At 39.5% G+C, this 16,413-nt stretch carries 20 protein-coding genes; 5 read left to right on the top strand and 15 right to left on the bottom strand.

All coding sequences use genetic code 11. From position 1 onward, the window contains the following. Nucleotides 1-164: 164 nt before the first annotated feature. The 7 genes from rpsI to ACPC57_RS00410 form a co-directional block, all read right to left on the bottom strand. Nucleotides 165-557 carry a 30S ribosomal protein S9 gene (gene rpsI / locus ACPC57_RS00440; RefSeq protein WP_172036793.1) on the bottom strand — a complete coding sequence of 131 codons (393 nt, stop codon included), beginning with the start codon at nt 555-557 and terminating at the stop codon, nt 165-167. A gap of 19 nt (nt 558-576) precedes the next feature. After that, entirely contained in the window at nt 577-1,023 is a 447-nt protein-coding gene (gene rplM / locus ACPC57_RS00435; RefSeq protein ID WP_024381069.1) for a 50S ribosomal protein L13, read from the bottom strand. A 231-nt stretch (nt 1,024-1,254) separates the two neighbouring features. Beyond that, nucleotides 1,255-1,752, bottom strand: a complete 498-nt coding sequence (locus tag ACPC57_RS00430) for a GNAT family N-acetyltransferase (protein ID WP_434066071.1) — start codon at nt 1,750-1,752, stop codon at nt 1,255-1,257. 199 nt (nt 1,753-1,951) lie between these two features. Next, complete coding sequence (locus tag ACPC57_RS00425; RefSeq protein ID WP_434066070.1) at nt 1,952-2,815, bottom strand: DegV family protein; 864 nt, start codon at nt 2,813-2,815, stop codon at nt 1,952-1,954. Beyond that, nucleotides 2,812-3,333 (bottom strand): NYN domain-containing protein, encoded by a 522-nt coding sequence (locus tag ACPC57_RS00420; protein WP_277837458.1) that lies wholly within the window; start codon nt 3,331-3,333, stop codon nt 2,812-2,814. Before ACPC57_RS00420 ends, ACPC57_RS00425 begins: the two co-directional genes overlap by 4 nt. Further along, complete coding sequence (rlmB, locus tag ACPC57_RS00415; RefSeq protein WP_217374236.1) at nt 3,334-4,062, bottom strand: 23S rRNA (guanosine(2251)-2'-O)-methyltransferase RlmB; 729 nt, start codon at nt 4,060-4,062, stop codon at nt 3,334-3,336. 132 nt (nt 4,063-4,194) lie between these two features. Beyond that, nucleotides 4,195-5,045 (bottom strand): IS630 family transposase gene (locus ACPC57_RS00410; protein ID WP_434065608.1). Its coding sequence is split into 2 segments (ribosomal slippage): nt 4,195-4,742 and nt 4,742-5,045, totalling 852 coding nucleotides; the frame shifts between segments, so codons are not numbered across the junction. Between the two features lie 49 nt (nt 5,046-5,094). Here ACPC57_RS00410 and ACPC57_RS00405 point away from each other — a divergent pair. Then, nucleotides 5,095-5,484, top strand: coding sequence for a DUF1761 domain-containing protein (locus ACPC57_RS00405; protein WP_434065607.1), 390 nt, complete (start codon nt 5,095-5,097; stop codon nt 5,482-5,484). A 22-nt stretch (nt 5,485-5,506) separates the two neighbouring features. Here ACPC57_RS00405 and ACPC57_RS00400 read toward each other — a convergent pair whose 3' ends face one another. Beyond that, a complete protein-coding gene (locus ACPC57_RS00400) occupies nt 5,507-7,498 on the bottom strand; it encodes a KUP/HAK/KT family potassium transporter (RefSeq protein WP_434065606.1) in 1,992 nt (663 codons plus the stop codon). A 154-nt stretch (nt 7,499-7,652) separates the two neighbouring features. Between ACPC57_RS00400 and ACPC57_RS00395 the strand changes: the two genes are divergently transcribed. Together ACPC57_RS00395 and ACPC57_RS00390 are read left to right on the top strand one after the other, a co-directional pair. Further along, entirely contained in the window at nt 7,653-8,612 is a 960-nt protein-coding gene (locus tag ACPC57_RS00395; protein ID WP_434065605.1) for an aromatic acid exporter family protein, read from the top strand. Between the two features lie 257 nt (nt 8,613-8,869). Then, the gene (locus tag ACPC57_RS00390; protein WP_434066069.1) at nt 8,870-9,457 is read left to right on the top strand and encodes a cadmium resistance transporter; all 588 of its coding nucleotides are present in this window, start codon (nt 8,870-8,872) and stop codon (nt 9,455-9,457) included. Nucleotides 9,458-9,517: 60 nt separating this feature from the next. Here the strand turns inward: ACPC57_RS00390 and ACPC57_RS00385 are convergent, their stop codons facing one another. The 7 genes from ACPC57_RS00385 to ACPC57_RS00355 all read right to left on the bottom strand — a co-directional run bounded on the left by ACPC57_RS00385 (nt 9,518) and on the right by ACPC57_RS00355 (nt 15,557). After that, a complete protein-coding gene (locus tag ACPC57_RS00385; RefSeq protein ID WP_217374242.1) occupies nt 9,518-10,648 on the bottom strand; it encodes an ABC transporter ATP-binding protein in 1,131 nt (376 codons plus the stop codon). Nucleotides 10,649-10,757: 109 nt separating this feature from the next. Next, nucleotides 10,758-11,612: a helix-turn-helix domain-containing protein gene (locus ACPC57_RS00380; RefSeq protein ID WP_217374243.1), complete on the bottom strand. Its 855-nt coding sequence runs from the start codon at nt 11,610-11,612 to the stop codon at nt 10,758-10,760. A gap of 303 nt (nt 11,613-11,915) precedes the next feature. Further along, nucleotides 11,916-12,104 (bottom strand): 50S ribosomal protein L28, encoded by a 189-nt coding sequence (gene rpmB / locus ACPC57_RS00375; protein ID WP_001140948.1) that lies wholly within the window; start codon nt 12,102-12,104, stop codon nt 11,916-11,918. Between the two features lie 202 nt (nt 12,105-12,306). Then, a complete protein-coding gene (trmB, locus tag ACPC57_RS00370) occupies nt 12,307-12,945 on the bottom strand; it encodes a tRNA (guanosine(46)-N7)-methyltransferase TrmB (protein WP_171989646.1) in 639 nt (212 codons plus the stop codon). Next, nucleotides 12,942-13,736 carry a cell cycle regulator CcrZ gene (ccrZ, locus tag ACPC57_RS00365; protein WP_217374244.1) on the bottom strand — a complete coding sequence of 265 codons (795 nt, stop codon included), beginning with the start codon at nt 13,734-13,736 and terminating at the stop codon, nt 12,942-12,944. Before ccrZ ends, trmB begins: the two co-directional genes overlap by 4 nt. Nucleotides 13,737-13,785: 49 nt before the next feature. Further along, on the bottom strand, nt 13,786-14,826 hold the full coding sequence (locus ACPC57_RS00360) for an ABC transporter permease (protein WP_434066068.1): 1,041 nt from the start codon (nt 14,824-14,826) through the stop codon (nt 13,786-13,788). Continuing rightward, a complete protein-coding gene (locus ACPC57_RS00355; protein ID WP_434066067.1) occupies nt 14,823-15,557 on the bottom strand; it encodes an ABC transporter ATP-binding protein in 735 nt (244 codons plus the stop codon). Before ACPC57_RS00355 ends, ACPC57_RS00360 begins: the two co-directional genes overlap by 4 nt. A gap of 62 nt (nt 15,558-15,619) precedes the next feature. Here ACPC57_RS00355 and ACPC57_RS00350 point away from each other — a divergent pair, with 62 nt between their 5' ends. After that, on the top strand, nt 15,620-16,033 hold the full coding sequence (locus ACPC57_RS00350) for an HIT family protein (RefSeq protein WP_130555357.1): 414 nt from the start codon (nt 15,620-15,622) through the stop codon (nt 16,031-16,033). Nucleotide 16,034: 1 nt separating this feature from the next. Continuing rightward, nucleotides 16,035-16,337, top strand: a complete 303-nt coding sequence (locus ACPC57_RS00345; protein WP_130555356.1) for a chemotaxis protein — start codon at nt 16,035-16,037, stop codon at nt 16,335-16,337. The last annotated feature ends 76 nt before the right edge of the window (nt 16,338-16,413 follow it).

Genomic DNA, 16,413 nt, shown 5'->3' with positions numbered 1-16,413 from the left:
TGTCTTATCTCTTTTATTACTTAAAGCCTTGATAGACTTGACAAATGGTAGAAAAGAGCCTGAATTTGGTGTGAAAAATGGTGTGAATTTTGTTAAAAAACGTCAAAAAAACACCCCATGGTGTGAACCATGAAGTGTTGTAAATGCTGTATTGTAGGCATTTCTTAACGTTTTGAGAATTGTGAAGCTTTACGAGCTTTCTTAAGACCTGGTTTCTTACGTTCAACCATACGAGCGTCACGTGTAAGAAGGCCTGCGCGTTTCAATGAATCGCGGAAGTCTGGGTCTACTTGAAGCAATGCACGCGCGATACCGTGACGGATCGCACCTGATTGACCACCGTAACCACCACCGTTCACGTTAACGAAAACGTCGTATGAACCTTGTGTTGAAGTTACTGCGAATGGTTGGTTAATAACCAAACGAAGGTCAGCGAATGGGATGTACTCTTCTACATCTTTTTTGTTTACTGTGATTTTACCAGTACCTGGGACCAAACGTACGCGTGCAACCGCGTTTTTACGACGACCAGTACCTGTGTATTGTGCTTGTGCCATTTAGATTACGTCCTTTCCCTTAGATAAGACCTGAAATATCAAGTACTTCTGGTTGTTGTGCAGCGTGAGTGTGCTCGCCACCCACAAACACTTTCAATTTCATGCCTTGGGCACGACCAAGTGTGTTATGTGGAAGCATACCTTTAACTGATTTTTCAATCAAACGAACAGCGTTTTTAGAACGCAATTCACCAGCTGTGATTGATTTCAAACCACCTGGGTGCAATGAGTGAGTGTAGTACACTTTATCAGTTGCTTTTTTACCAGTCAATTTCACTTTCTCAGCGTTGATGACGATAACAAAGTCACCAGTATCAGTGTGAGGTGTGAAAGTTGGTTTGTTTTTACCACGAAGAACGCTAGCAACTACTGCTGAAAGGCGTCCAAGTGGTACATCAGTAGCGTCTACTACATACCATTTACGTTCAACTTGGCCTGGTTTAGCCATAAATGTTGTTTTGTTCATGATTTCTCCTATACGAATCGTTTTTGTTTACTAAGCGGATGTTCCGTTCCGCGGGTATTTGGAAGGTTCCGGGGCCTTTCAAATGGGGTAAACAATACCGTCTACCATTCTATCAAATATGGTGGTTCTCGTCAAGTTATTTTACTTTACTTTTTTTATTTTTTTACCAATAGCAGAGCTTTGAATCATGTGAGCGATTGCAAATGAATTTTCCAAAGCAAAACAGTCGTTCTACTCCCCTAATTGACCTAGAAGTACCAATTTTTCCTTAGCTGAAAAAATTTGATCAAATACTTGCAATTCAGCTTCGTTCACCTCATAACCTGCAGGGTCTGTAAACCACCAGTCTCGATCGTCCAAGGCTTCTGGCCGAAATAACTTAACCAAGAAATGATTGGCTTCTGGGTCCGCCTGATAGCGAACACCAACCTCCTTACCCTTGACAAAACCAAATCGACTGTAGTAATCAGGAAAGCCTGTAATGGCCACCAAGACTGCTCCGCTATTTTCCGCCAAAGCCAGCGAATGTTCTAACAGACACTGACCGCAACCGCGGCCCCGATGCTCTGGCGAGATGCTTAAGGGACCAAAGGTCAGACTAGGCAGGCGAATGCCGTCTGCCGTGATCTCCGACGCCACATAGAGGATATGCCCCACCAACTGACCGTCGGCTTCCGCGACAAGATTGAGGTCTTTTATGACGTGTTTTTTGTTCCATAATTGATGCACAATCAGGTGCTCAATAGCGCGCCTGGGTGATAAACGTTCCAAAAGGCCTCACGCGTCAGTTCTTCAACCGCCCGATGATCCTTTTCTTCTTCTCTTCTGATGATTAGTGACATCTTAATTCCTTTTGATTATCCTATTCTGCAATAGGTCACTGCCACACAAAAAGGAATACATCTTTGCAAGAAATTTCCCTTAGAATCTATGCTCTCGTTTTTGTCCCAATTGATAAAATCGCTAAGACTCCTGTCCCTGTATGAGTGGCAATAACTGGTCCTAATTCTGTCAATAGAACATCAGAAACACGGTCGTCTTCCAATAAACTAGATTTGACGCCCTCTGCCGCCTCAATGTCACCCGTATAAGCAACCATAATTGTAGAATGATCCAAGTTATCCAAGGTCAGGTTCAACATTTCCTTGATTCCTTTTTTACGACCACGGATTTTAGCTATTGATTCTAGTTTTCCATCAGCATTGAGCGAAATAAGGGGCTTGATATTCACTAAACCACCGATTAAACCTGCAGCTTTGGACAGACGGCCACCGCGCACTAAGTGTTGTAAATCATCAACTAAGAGATAGGTCTGCAAGCGTGGCACCAAATCTTCTACGATTGCCATGGTCTCCACCAATGTTTTACCCGCAGCACGCGCCTCAACGGCCTTCATAACCAGATAGCCTTCACCAATGGTCGCCGCCTTCGTATCAATAATGGAAATCACTGCTTCCGGGTATTGATCCAAGACCATGTCGCGTGCAATGACTGCACTCTGATAGGTCCCTGAAAGAGCTGCTGAGAAAGCGAGATAAAGCACCTCTTGACCTTCCTTGGCTGCCACTTCAAAAACTTCTTCAAACTGACCGACATTTACTTGACTGGTCATCGGCTGGCTACCACTTTCCATCTTCTTTAGCAATGTATCACTAGTAAGGCGACTGTCCCCTACAGTCTCATAGGTTTGACCATCTAAATTGATGGTCAAACCTAGTACATCAACCCCATGTTCTTCCACCCATCCTTTTGGCAAATCCGAGGTAGAATCGGTTACTATTTTAAAACTCACTCAGTCATATCCTCCAGCATTTCTTTTAAGGCTTTAAACTGCTGATCTGACCAGGGATTCAGACGCGGGGTGTACAATTCAACTTGATCCACAAATTTATCCAAATCCTTTTTGATTACATTTGTCCGTTCTTCTAGCTCACGCGCAGATACTCGTAAGGCTCCCTGTGAAAAAACAACCCATTGCTCATTCAAATCACTCGTTGCTACCGAAACCTGTTTGCGAGGATTACTATTTAACTCTGCACTCAAGCGTTCAATATAGCTATCTGCCGTTTCTTCCTCTTCAGTAAACACAACTTGAACATTAAATTCATCATAATGCTGACGACTTCCGGGAACATGATGAGCATCAAAAACGCAAATGATGTCTATATTCTCAAATGAAGCATAGTGGGAAAGAATGCGAAGCAAGGTAGTCCTTGCGGCATCTAAATGACCTTTTTTGAAATCTTGTTTAGTTGATCTCCAAAAAGCAATCATATTATAACCATCAACAAGCAGAATCTTTTCTTTCATCTATAGTTTCTTCCGAAATACTTCGTACATCAGCACAGCAGCTGCTACGCTGGCGTTGAGGGATTGGACATGGCCCTTCATAGGAATGGTAACCATCTCATCCACCTGCTTTTTGATATTACTGGAAATCCCTTTACCTTCGTTGCCAATAATAAGTACTAGCTTGCCAGCTGTATTCCACTTATGGCTTGGGGTTCCGTTCATATCAGTACCAAATACCCAGAAACCAGCCTCCTTAAGCTTATCAAGGGTTTGGCTAAGATTAGTCACTCGGGCGATTGGGACATGGGCCACCGCACCTGTTGAGGTCTTTGCCACAACGGGCGTCACGCCAACTGCTCGGTGCTTGGGAATGATGATGCCCGCTACCTGAGTCGCATCTGCGGTCCGCAAAATCGAGCCCAAGTTGTGAGGATCTGTCAGACCATCCAAGATGAGAATGAGAGGATTATCTTCTGCTTCCGCTTTTTCCAAAATCACCGATAGGTCCGCATAGGCAAACTCAGAGACTCGTAGGACAAAGCCTTGGTGAACGGCACCTTCCGTCATGTCAGACAGGCTCTTCTTCGGCGTCCAAGAAATCGACACCTTCTTCTCTGCTGCCAGTGCCTTGATTTTTTCTACATTTTTTCCGCGCAAATCATCCTGAATGTAGAGCTTGTTACCAGTGTTGGCCTCCAAACTCTCCACTACAGCATGTACGCCATATACGATATCATTTTGTTCCATAAGAGTATTATAGCATAGGTTTTCTAAAAAAGGAGTTTCTCTTTGTAATAGCCGATAACCCTTGACTCATTCTTAAAACCATGTTATTCTTCATCATGTTATTCGTCCGTACAATCGGAAGAAAAGGAGATATTATCTATTGAAACAAGAGCAGGACAGAAGTGCCTCAAGAAAAGTATCACAATTTGGCAATACTTTTCTGAGGTGTTTTTTAATTTGAGCCCATGTTTTCTCAATGGGATTATACTCAGGTGAGTAAGGAGGAAGTGGTAAAAGTCTATCACCCTGCTCCTTGCATAACTCTTTTAGCTTATTCATCCTATGAAACCTTGCATTATCCATAATGATAACAGATGGTTTATCTAAAGTGGGTAGTAAGAATGTTTTAAACCAAGCTTCGAAAAAGTCACTAGTCATGGTTTCTTTGTAGGTCATTGGGGCTATAATCTCACCGTTTATTAGACCTGCAACTAAAGATATCCGCTGGAATCTTCTTCCAGAGATTTGACCTGTGATTAACTGACCTTTCAAAGATCGACCATATTCTCGATGAAAATATGTCTCAAACCCTGTTTCGTCAATATAAACATGTGTCAGGTGACTTAAGTTATTAAATTCTTTAAGAAACTGATTTACTTTCTCAGGGTCTTGTTCATAGTAGGTACAGCTCTTTTTTTTCGAGTATATCCCATAGCTTTGAGAGCGTAATGAATAGCTGTTGGATGACAGCCAAATTCAGAAGCTATTTCAGTCAAAAAAGCATCTGGATGAGCTTCAAGATAGTTCTTTAATTTTTCTCTATCAACTTTTCTCGGTTTGGTTCCCTTAACTTGGTGATGAAGCTCGCCTGTACTCTCCATTAATTTTAGCCATTGATAGATGGTGTTGCGGGAAATATCGAAAACAACAGATGCTTCAGTAATACTGCCGGTTTTCTCACAGTATGCGAGAACTTTTTTACGAAAATCAAATGAATATGCCATAAGTATATTATACCACAAATGTACTGTTTTTGTTTCATTTTATTATATTATGACACTACTATTTGGAATTCTGGCAGGCCTGATTACTTTTGCCATTGGCGGCTTATGGTACGACTTGATTTTCCGCGATGCCTGGATTGAAGCCTCTGGCATTGATATGGCAAAGGTTGAAGCTGACCGTCAAGCTGGTAAAAACGGTCAAAAAGAAATGATGATTTCTTTAGCAATTGAAGTTGTTACAGCCGTTGTTGCAATTTTCTTTATCAAAACTCTTGATGTTTCACCACTACATGCGGCTGGTGGCATGGGGGTAATTGCTGTACTTGCTTCATTAAAAAACTATGTTTTTGAGCAACGTCCAATCAAGCTTATCCTTATCAATGAAAGCTACAAATTGGTCTGCTACTTGGTAGTAGGAATTATTGCTTTATTTGCATAAATTAAAAAGTTCTCTGAAAATTTCAGAGAACTTTTTGCTTTCTTTCTTCAATCGGCAACGGTCGAACATCTGACAAAATAATGGGAATCCGCTCTACAGTTACTTCTGAGAATTGTAAACCAAACCAGCGGGCAGGAGAAGCTGTATAACGTTTAATGAATGCTCTCATCCCCAGAATAAATCGATCAAATGTATTCAATTCAGATGAATTGGCCATGGTCTCTTCTATGATAACAAAACGAAAATCTCCAATTTCTTTCTCATCTTGTAAACTATATACCTGTTTCTGTTTGAGTATTCTTCCCTGTTTCATTAAGTCACCCACAATGGTTCTTAAGTATCGAGAGACGTCCTGTCTCATTCTAAACCCTAAATAAAGATCTACCTTAATCAAGAAGTTTGTATCCAGGGTGTCAACTGAGTACTCTTTTGTGTAGGGTTGGTCTGTTACATGAACACGCACAAACCAGTATTGATTAGCCCGCTTTGGTTTTTTCTCCAAAATTGAGTAGAGAATCGAGTGATCGATGAAATGTCCCTGTAGATGCCTACTGAGATAAACCAAATTACTTGCATAAAGGGGGATACTTTTGTCTTGAGATAAGGCTTGTAATTGCCCCATATACTTAGACAATGGGAGCAATTTTGTATAATGAGATAATATTTGATTGCTTTTATGCCAAACAAACATGACAAATAAAATGAATAGAGAGATAATAACAACCACATAACCACCATGGACAAATTTAATGACCGATGATAAGAAGAACATTCCCTCTATCAATAAAAAGAATGCCAGACCCAGATAGGCTTGCCAGGGTTTGATGCCCGATTGTATCACAAACTCAGTCAATAGAATAGAAGTCATTAACATGGTCACAGTAATCGCCAAACCATAAGCTGCTTCCATTTTTTCTGCACTCTTAAAATAGAGAACAATTGTGGAGGTCGTCATCCAAAGAAGCCAATTTAACCTTGGAATATATAACTGACCTAAACTAGCACCAGGATAAGTAATACGTAATCTAGGGAACAATTTTAAGCGCATTGCTTCTGAAACGAGTGTAAAAGAGCCTGAAATGAGCGCTTGTGATGCAATGATTGCAGCAAGAGTTGCTAAAATCACAGCAATCATGCTTAATCCTTGGGGAACACTCGCGAAAAATGGGTTTAAAGTAATTGCCTCTGTTTGATGTGACAAAATCCATGCACCTTGTCCGAAGTAAGATAGCAAAATGGATACTTTTACAAATGGCCAACTAACATAAATATTTCCCCTACCAACATGCCCCAAATCTGAATAAAGCGCCTCCGCACCGGTAGTAGCAAGAAATACCGAACCCAGTATGAAAATACCTTCCTTATTTTCAGGACTCATCAATAAGGAAATCGCATAAAGAGGATTGAATGCCTTAAAAACTTCTGGATAAGTGATAGTATTTGTTAAACCGACAAGTCCTAAAAATAAGAACCAGATAAACATGACTGGACCAAATACATTACCAACAAAGCCTGTTCCAAATCGTTGAATACTAAACAATACTGTCAAAATCGCTAAACTCGTTGCAATAACGATTGATTCATCTTGATAAAAGGTTTCCAACAACGGAACACTTCGTAAACCTTCTATAGCAGAAGTGACTGTTACAGCTGGCGTCAACGCCCCATCTGCTAGCAAAGTTGAGCCACCAATCATAGCAGGAATGATGAGCCATTTGGCTCTTTTTCTAACAAGGGTATATAAGGAAAAAATCCCCCCCTCATGATCATTATCCGCCTTCAACGCAATCAATACATACTTAATTGTCGTAATTATAGTTAAAGTCCAAATAATTAAGGAGATAGAACCCAGAATAAATTCCTTATTAACAGCCCCAATTCCTCCTTGGCCTCTAACAAGAGCTTGCATGGTATAAAGTGGACTTGTACCAATATCTCCATAAACCACCCCGAGAGCAATAAGAAAACCAGCCTTACTACCACGTTCAAAGCTTAAACTATCTTTCTCAGTCATTTTTCACTTCTCCTTACATCACCACAGTATAGCACCGATAGAACAAAATAGCAACATCTCATTTTAAAAATGAAAACTTTTTAATAACTCGAATTTTTTCACTAACGTTTTACTTTATGTTACAATATTTTTATCAATTAGAAAGAAGTCGAATATGCCTCTCTTACACAGAACAATAAAACTTATTCTAGCAACTGTTCTGTCAATTTATCTGGCAGATTGGCTGGGATTATCATACGCAACTTCTGCCGGAATTATTGCAATTTTAAGTATTTTGGATACTCGAAAATCCAGTTATAAAATGGCTCTTAATCGCTTCTATTCCACTCTACTTGCCTTATCTATCGCAACGATAACTTTTTACTTGCTAGGTTTCGGGATTTGGACTTTAGGTGTCTACTTAGTCTTCTATGTTCCTCTTGCTTACCATTTTCGGTGGGAGGCAGGAATCGCACCCGCTACAGTCCTGGTCACTCACTTAATGCTTGAGGAAAACCTATCCATTTCCCTCTTGAGCAATGAGATGGGCTTGTTTCTGATTGGAGCCTTGACAGCCTTAATTTCAAATCTCTATATGCCTTCTCAAGAACGCATGATTGAGGAATATCACGAAAGAGTTGAAGACAAGTTGAAACAGATTCTCCTACGCTTTGAACAGTTTTTAATCGAAGGGGACGGTAGGAATGATGCAACCCTCATCAACGAACTCGATCACATGCTGGACGATGCACTAAAGATTGTCTATTTAGAACGCCACAACCAAGTCTTTCAACAAACAAATTATCAAGTCCATTATTTTGAAATGCGGGCTGCACAAAACAAAATATTACGGACCATGGCAACCAATATCAATAAGTGTTTACTGGAAACCCGAGAGAACATCATCCTAGCCAGCCTCTTTGAGCGAACAGCCCAACAACTCAGCGAAGAGAATTCAGCAAAAGAATTGTTATTGGATATTGAATTATTCCATGCAACCTTCAGAGAGCGACCTCTACCTCAAACTCGAGAAGAGTTTGAAACCAGAGCTACCCTTTTCCAACTCCTGCACGATATGGAGCATTTTATCCAACTCAAAGTCGATTTTTACCAAGCTTATTCAGAAAATAAATGACCTAATCATTGAAAGATCTGCTATGTTTTACTTTTACTTATCAAAATTAATGTGCCTCTGTGTTTAGAACCTAGATTGACCATTTAACACCTCAATCTAAGACTTGTTTTCACCTACTCATATTTTTACAAAATACAGTCAGTAATTTCTCAATAAGTTGCCTTTATTGCGATTAAATAGCTATTGCATAAAAGCACTCTACTTGTGAATACAGATTTTAAGGTAAATTCAGCCAACAATTTTAAATCGGAGGAACCATGATATTATTTATATCTGCAATTATTCTTAGTATTTCAACAAGTATTGACTACTTGCTTCTTTTAATACTCCTCTTTTCAAAAACTAAAAATAGAGGTGATAAACAACACATCTATCTGGGGCAATTACTTGCATCTTTTATCTTGATAGTATCTAGCTTTATCATCAGTCAATTCGCCAATTTACTACCTTCTGAGTGGATGATTGGCTTACTTGGAATCTTCCCGATTTTTTTGGGAGTTCGCATTCTATTTGAATCGGAAGAAGAGGTTCAAATCTCAGACAAAACAATAGGAGTCCTATCAGTTTTACTCCTTTCATTAGCATCTGGCGCTGATAATTTAGGAATTTTCTCGCCCTATTTCACCACCTTAACAATGCCAGAATTTATCGTAACAGCTATCATCATTTTGTTGGGGACAACCGTTATTTGCTTCATCGCAGATGCTTTTGGCAGTCTCTCTCCTATCTCTGAATTTCTTGAAAAATACGAGCGTATCATTCTACCATTAGTGTTTGTTCTCTTAGGAGTCTATATTTTGATCGAATTCGGCACGCTAAATTATTTACTCGCATTTTTTCATTAAGTGGTCTTATTCAAAAAATACCCCGTCAGTGACGGGGTATTTTGATGCCATCAATCATGCTTAAACGATTGATTGGTCTGTTTCATCATTAAAGAAATGTGCTTTGTTGAGGTTGAAAGTAAGACGAACTTTTTCACCTGGTTTGTGGTAATCACGCGCATCCACACGAGATACAAATTCTGTATTTCCAACTTTAGAATACAACATTGTTTCTGCACCAAGAAGTTCAGATACTACAACTTCAGCTTCTACGATAGATGATGGATAAGTATCTAATTCCAATTGAGAAGCTTTAATGTCTTCTGGGCGGATACCCAATGTAAATGACTTACCATTGTAGCCTTTTTCTTCCAAGTGTTTGCGACGACCTTCTGGAAGACCTAGTTTGAAACCATCTCCGATAAGGACACCATCTTGAAGAGTAACTGTAAAGAAGTTCATAGAAGGACTACCGATGAAGCTAGCAACAAACTTGTTAACTGGATGGTTGTAAAGTTCTTCAGGGCTACCGATTTGTTCAATACGACCGATTGTACCTGTACCTGCTTCGTTCTTCGTTGCAGACATGATTACGATACGGTCTGCCAATGTCATCGCTTCTGTTTGGTCGTGCGTTACGTAAATAGTTGTTGCACCAATGCGGCGGTGAATTTTAGCAATCTCAGTTCGCATGGATACACGAAGTTTCGCGTCCAAGTTTGACAATGGTTCGTCCATCAAGAATACTTTAGCATCACGGACGATAGCACGACCCATGGCAACACGTTGACGTTGACCACCAGAAAGGTCTGCAGGCTTGCGTTGCAAGAATTCAGTCAAGCCAAGGATTTGCGCTGCTTCTTCAACACGTTTTTTGATTTCATCCTTGCTGTATTTACGCAATTTAAGACCAAAAGCCATGTTGTCAAATACAGTCATATGTGGATAAAGCGCATAGTTTTGGAATACCATAGCGATGTTACGGTCTTTTGGAGCAACGTCGTTCATCAATACGCCGTCGATGTATGCTTCACCTTTTGTGATATCTTCCAAACCAGCAATCATACGAAGAGTAGTTGATTTACCACAGCCTGAAGGACCTACAAAAACGATGAACTCTTTATCTTTTATATCTAAGTTAAAGTTTTCAACTGAGTAGTGTTCGCTATTTGGATATTTTTTATAAATGTTTTTTAAATTAAGATGAACCATGTTCAAGCCTCACTTTCTTTGATAGCTTTATTGTAAATGAAAGCGTTTTTAAAATCTAGGTCAAGTTGCACAAAAAGAAAAAAACCTTTTGTACAACTTGCACAAAAGATTAAATACTCATTCCCAAGATAGCCTGATGGCAAATAGCTAAATCATTTAAATCTTTCAATTGAAGACCTGTCATCTCCTGCCATTTATCAAGCCGATATTGCAAAGTGTTTCGGTGTATATAGAGTTTCTGAGCTGCTTTTGTTAACACTGCCCCTTCTTCCCAAAGAGCCTCAATGATCGCTTCCATCTGTTGGTTTGAAATCAACTGCCTCAATCCTGATTGTAGCTGAAGGTAAGACTGTCCGCTCCACAAATACAGATAGCTAAATGTCAAGAGGAAGGATTGTTGATGACCAGCACACCACTTTCTAAACAAATCTTGCTCAGCTTGAATTAACAGTGGCCACTGTGACTCTAGCCATTCAGGCCACAACTGACCAAGAAAAATAGTCATACGAAGTCCAAAATCAAACTCCATAGTGGCGAGCGTGTCCCCTAAAATTTCTCGAACGTCCAACAAGGTCGATTGGTCTAAAATAAAAATATGATGGTTGGACTCCGGAGAATAGCTTGCTTGAAGATTTGGTAATAGTTGCTTCATCATATCCAACCAAGCCGTTTGCCCCTCCTGATCAATTGATGACCAAATATGTACATGAAGAACTTGCAATAGGCTAAAGTTTGTTGGTCGAATGCCGTCATTCTCAAAATAGGATTGCCAAGGAGAACGAGCGTATGTGTTTGCTTGATTCTGCAATAGCTCAATCAACAGTTTCTCCCTTTCAGTCAATGTCATCCTATCAAAAGAAAAATAGCCCATTCCTGGCACATCAATGGTAATATCATCTCCATTTGCGTTTCTTTCGTTCCATCTCCCCTGTGGGAAAAAGGCTAAAACACTGTCTCTATCCATTGCACTTCCTCTCTATTGTTTTGGATAAGGATTGCTCCCCATACTTTCCATCACCATTCCAACTCTTTAAAAATCAAAATGCACCATTGCCAAGCTTCTTTGATGAATGGAATCGGCAAAGAACCCTACCATTAACCATTAAAAAAAACGATTGGCAACAAGCCATTATTTCTACTTTCGATTCTCATTGAATATAACTCTATTATCCTTCAAAAGCAACACAACGTCAAGATTCAACCTATATCTCCTTATGTCAAAACATGATAAACGAAATAAAAAAAAAAGCCTTACGGCTCTTTAACATTATACACGTTCAACTTTACCTGATTTAAGTGCACGAGCTGATGCCCAAACTTTTTTAGGTTTACCATCAATCAAAACAGTAACTTTTTGAAGATTTGGTTTAACTGCGCGTTTAGTTTGGTTCATTGCGTGTGAACGGTTGTTACCAGATACAGTCTTACGACCAGTAAAATAACATACTTTAGCCATTGTATATTCCTCCTCATTTGATCAAATATTACGGATGTGCTAGCACCACATACCATACTAGTCTACCAAAAAATAGAGTGGTTGGCAAGGATTTTTTTTAATATTTTACCCTGGCTACTGGCAACATTGACTTTTTATCAGCTAGTACTTTATTGAAAATCAATAAGACTTCTAGATTTAAAGACAACTCTAAAACAACAGATTATTGAAATATAGCTTCAACTCGGTAAATGACCTTACCTTTATTTGAGAATTTTTCCTCATACTCAGTCATAATATTGCCTTCTAGGCCGTCCGCATGTAAGTCTAACCAAACCTGCTTCAATACCATACCGTACTGTGAAAAGCTAGCTAAGCTATATTCAAACAGTCCACGGTTATCCGTTTTAAAATGAATTTCACCGCGTTCCGGTAGGATTTCTTTATAGGTGTCCAAAAATGTCTTATAGGTCAAGCGACGTTTCTCGTGACGTTTTTTCGGCCATGGATCAGAGAAATTTAAGTACAATCTATCAATCTCTGCTGGCGCAAAATAATTTGTCAAACTTGAACCGTCTACTTGCAATAACTTTATATTCGGTAAATCTGCTTCCAGAACTCGATCCAAGGCATAGCTTAGAACGGTCATCTGAATATCAATCCCAATATAGTTCACATTTGGATTTTGTGCAGCCATTCCTGTCACAAAACGACCTTTTCCAGACCCGACTTCAATATGAATAGGGTTATGATTCCCAAAAATTTCTGCCCACTTCCCCTTACATTCTTCCGGATTGGAAATAACAAACTGAGGATTGGTTGCTAAGAGCTCACTAGCTCCCTTTCGATTTCTAACTCTCATATATCTTTCTTGAAACTCTGACGAAATTGACGCAGAGCATATATTTCTTTGTTTGCCGCCGGCACGTTGTAGCTTTCAACATGCTTCACAATTTGGTTTAAATACCCAAGCTGACCATACCAATATATCTTACTGAGTACGGTTTGATTGTATTTGTACCCATATGCTTGAAGCCATTCTTTCCACTCATGACGCGGAATATAATGCGTTAACAGATATGCCACATCTAACATACGGTCCGTCAAACAAGCTGTTTCCCAGTCAGTCAAGTATACTAATCCACTCGTTGTTTCTACCCAATTTGTATGATGTAAGTCACCATGGACAAAAGTAGCTACTTCTTGACGGAAATTAGGCAAATGATTTAACAAATCTTGACAAATCGATTGCAAATATGTGTTTTGTGCCAATCGAGCTGGCGCTTCTTTTCGCCAACGATGTACCAAATCCTGTGGCTCCATATAAGTATAATTCATCTGAAGAGCCTGATTCAACAAAATACGAGAATAGTGCATGCGCACCAGAATCTGACGCACCTGTTTACTTCCCATATCTTGACGTTCTAACGTCCTACCATTCAGCCACTCCTGCTCAACCCTATGCCCCATACCTGCCTCACGATTTGCTGATAAAATCGGTGGGGTAATTTGTTCCCGTGCCAAAACTGAAACAATAGGAGGCATTTCATACTTCACAAACACTGGCGTTCCGTCTGACCGTTGGCCTTTGAACGCCTTGCCACTATTCCCTGCAATAGACTGTAATTGTAGCCCACTGGTATCAAACTGCATGCCATTCCTCCTTGAAAAATTCCTTACTATTTTACTAGTTTTCAGCTATTTAGTCAATCAATTTTTTTAATTTGGCTGGTAAATATCCCTCGTGCAAAAAAATCCCAACCAACAGCAATAGCACCACCATTATACTCTCTTTAGAAAATAGCAGAGCAAAACTCACTTCGATTCCTAAAAGTCCGTAAAGTACAATACGCAGAACTTTTTGGAAACCACGCCTTTTTTCATCTTTTCCCAACGGATATAACTGAGTCAAATATTGATAATCATAATGCCTGAAGAGCCCTAGCAACTGGAACAAGAGTAAATAATGAAAAATGAGGACCAAGCCAATTGACAACCATGATTCATCAATCGCAACCAATGATAAGATGGCTAACAAAAACAAGCGCAATGCTAAAGCTAAGTAATCCCCTGCCCTCATAAAAGCACGTAGGTACAGATAAAACCACGTTTGTTGATCATGCACAAGGCGCAATATCCCATTTAGATAGGTTCTCGGTTTAACAGGTACACTAATTCCTTTCACCGTGGTAAACAGGGCAAAGAAACGCAAAATTGACTGTTTTCTCTTCTGTTCATCCTGAATGGCTTTGGACCAATCCAACACTCCCTGCGACTGATATTGTGCCATTTGGTGCTTGACTAGAATGTATTTTAGCACCAACAGCAAAAGGATATAGCAAACAATCATCCAAACAGCTAAACCCAGTATTAAGTAAATAGGAACCAATAACATTTGTACCAGCACCTGAATTCCAGACCAGAGGATATAAGTCCGTCTAGCTGCTACATGGATAATTTGTAGAACTTCTTTTTCCTTTGGTAAAAGGAAAATCTCATCTGCCTCTTCCAAATAAGTGGCAATTTTCCCAGAAAATAACACCAACAAACTGACCACTAAAAGCAGCAAGTAGATTGGCAGGGAGTTTTCAGGAAAATTCAGTAGTAATTGCCGATATTGCAAGCTTAAAAATCCGATAAATACCATCAGCACTAACACAAAATGGTCATTCAATACATAGCGCAAATACTTGGAACATTTAGTTAGGAAGTCCCTTCTGCGTTGTTGAAACATTGCCTTCATCTGGCCACTCCTTCTTGTGTCAACGCCAGATAAATTTCGTTGAGACTTGCACCTTTCATGTTAAAGGCATGTTGCAATTCCTCTAAATTCCCAGTTGCCCGAACCTGACCTTGATGTAAGATAACAAAAGAATCACACATTTTCTCGGCCGAGTCAAGAACATGAGTAGACATCAGAATTGAAGTTCCTTTAGCTTTCTCCTCTTCTAATAGGTTTACTAAGTCCGAAATCGCTATAGGATCCAGCCCTAAAAACGGCTCGTCAACAATCAACAAACTCGGTTCCACCATGAAAGCACAGATTATCATAACTTTCTGTTTCATTCCCTTAGAAAAATGAACAGGGAACCAGTCCAATTTTTCACCCAACCGAAAAACCGTTAACAACCCCTGAACTCGACTCCAGGCTTGATCCCAAGTCAAATCATAGGCTAAAGCTACTACCTCTAAATGTTCCTTAAGCGTCAATTCCTCATACAAGCTAGGTGTTTCAGGGATAAATCCAATTTTCTTCCGATAATTATCTGCATCCTGTACAAGACTTTTCCCATCAATTAAAATTTCTCCCTGATAAGGAGTCAAAAGGCCAATAATTTCCTTTATCGTCGTTGATTTCCCTGCACCATTCAATCCAATTAAGCCAACTAACTGACCGCTCTCAACAGTGAAAGATACATCTTTCACTACGGGAATATTGATGTAGCCTCCTGTTATATTTTTTACTTCTAACATACATTTCTTCCTATAATTTGATATAATTATTATATCAAAAATTCTAAAAAGAGGTTGTCATTATGTCAGATTGTATTTTTTGTAAAATTATTGCTGGAGAAATCCCAGCTTCTAAAGTCTATGAAGATGATCATATCCTTGCCTTTTTAGATATCACCCAAGTCACCAAAGGACACACTTTAGTTGTTCCTAAGAAACATTACCGCAATATGCTTGATATGGACGCAGAAGCAGCAGCTACACTCTTTTCAGTGATTCCTACTATCTCCAGTCATTTGAAGGAGACACTCGGTGCTAAAGGCCTAAATATTGTCAATAATAACGAAGAAGTGGCTGGTCAGACTGTCTTTCATACCCATATCCATCTCTTACCACGATACGATAAAGAAGACGGGCTGGAAATCCATTTCAAGACCAACGAACCTGATTTCCCAGCATTAGCCCAGCTAGCGCAAAGCCTATATTTAGGAGAATAAGATGAAACTTAGCAATATTATAGTGGCTGTAGGTGCTGCCAGTGCAACCTTTCTTGCTATTACCAACCGAGAAAAAATTTCAAAAGAAGTCAAGGAAATACAACAACTCTTGACTGATATTCAGACCAGCAAATCAAATATCCAACATCAACTAGCCATTATCCAAAGTTTTCAAAAACCTTTGCAAGAATTAACAGCTGATCTCCAGTATAAAACACGCATCTACCAACAAAGTATAGCAGGCAACTTACAAGAGATCCAAACCATCCAAGAAAAATACGCTTCAAAACACCCCCAAAAATAATAGAAAGCTGGGTAAAAAGTTTTAATACCCAAAAATAGCTTTGAATCAACGTTTTTGATAACGTAATTCAAAGCTA

Source organism: Streptococcus sp. VTCC 12886 (genome assembly GCF_049893425.1).
GTDB classification, from domain to species: Bacteria; Bacillota; Bacilli; order Lactobacillales; family Streptococcaceae; genus Streptococcus; species Streptococcus suis_AA.
Note: the sequence above shows the minus strand (reverse complement) of the source record. Positions and strands in the feature narration are given on the sequence as shown.

What these genes read in the sequence shown, in the direction of transcription:
- ACPC57_RS00355 (WP_434066067.1), bottom strand. Translation starts at nt 15,557, where the DNA reads ATGTTAGAAGTAAAAAATATAACAGGAGGCTACATCAATATTCCCGTA.
- ACPC57_RS00400 (WP_434065606.1), bottom strand. Translation starts at nt 7,498, where the DNA reads ATGACTGAGAAAGATAGTTTAAGCTTTGAACGTGGTAGTAAGGCTGGT.
- ACPC57_RS00385 (WP_217374242.1), bottom strand. Translation starts at nt 10,648, where the DNA reads ATGGTTCATCTTAATTTAAAAAACATTTATAAAAAATATCCAAATAGC.
- rpsI (WP_172036793.1), bottom strand. Translation starts at nt 557, where the DNA reads ATGGCACAAGCACAATACACAGGTACTGGTCGTCGTAAAAACGCGGTT.
- ACPC57_RS00380 (WP_217374243.1), bottom strand. Translation starts at nt 11,612, where the DNA reads ATGGATAGAGACAGTGTTTTAGCCTTTTTCCCACAGGGGAGATGGAAC.
- trmB (WP_171989646.1), bottom strand. Translation starts at nt 12,945, where the DNA reads ATGAGAGTTAGAAATCGAAAGGGAGCTAGTGAGCTCTTAGCAACCAAT.
- ccrZ (WP_217374244.1), bottom strand. Translation starts at nt 13,736, where the DNA reads ATGCAGTTTGATACCAGTGGGCTACAATTACAGTCTATTGCAGGGAAT.
- ACPC57_RS00420 (WP_277837458.1), bottom strand. Translation starts at nt 3,333, where the DNA reads ATGAAAGAAAAGATTCTGCTTGTTGATGGTTATAATATGATTGCTTTT.
- ACPC57_RS00360 (WP_434066068.1), bottom strand. Translation starts at nt 14,826, where the DNA reads ATGAAGGCAATGTTTCAACAACGCAGAAGGGACTTCCTAACTAAATGT.
- rpmB (WP_001140948.1), bottom strand. Translation starts at nt 12,104, where the DNA reads ATGGCTAAAGTATGTTATTTTACTGGTCGTAAGACTGTATCTGGTAAC.
- ACPC57_RS00350 (WP_130555357.1), top strand. Translation starts at nt 15,620, where the DNA reads ATGTCAGATTGTATTTTTTGTAAAATTATTGCTGGAGAAATCCCAGCT.
- ACPC57_RS00405 (WP_434065607.1), top strand. Translation starts at nt 5,095, where the DNA reads ATGACACTACTATTTGGAATTCTGGCAGGCCTGATTACTTTTGCCATT.
- ACPC57_RS00395 (WP_434065605.1), top strand. Translation starts at nt 7,653, where the DNA reads ATGCCTCTCTTACACAGAACAATAAAACTTATTCTAGCAACTGTTCTG.
- ACPC57_RS00390 (WP_434066069.1), top strand. Translation starts at nt 8,870, where the DNA reads ATGATATTATTTATATCTGCAATTATTCTTAGTATTTCAACAAGTATT.
- ACPC57_RS00345 (WP_130555356.1), top strand. Translation starts at nt 16,035, where the DNA reads ATGAAACTTAGCAATATTATAGTGGCTGTAGGTGCTGCCAGTGCAACC.
- rplM (WP_024381069.1), bottom strand. Translation starts at nt 1,023, where the DNA reads ATGAACAAAACAACATTTATGGCTAAACCAGGCCAAGTTGAACGTAAA.
- rlmB (WP_217374236.1), bottom strand. Translation starts at nt 4,062, where the DNA reads ATGGAACAAAATGATATCGTATATGGCGTACATGCTGTAGTGGAGAGT.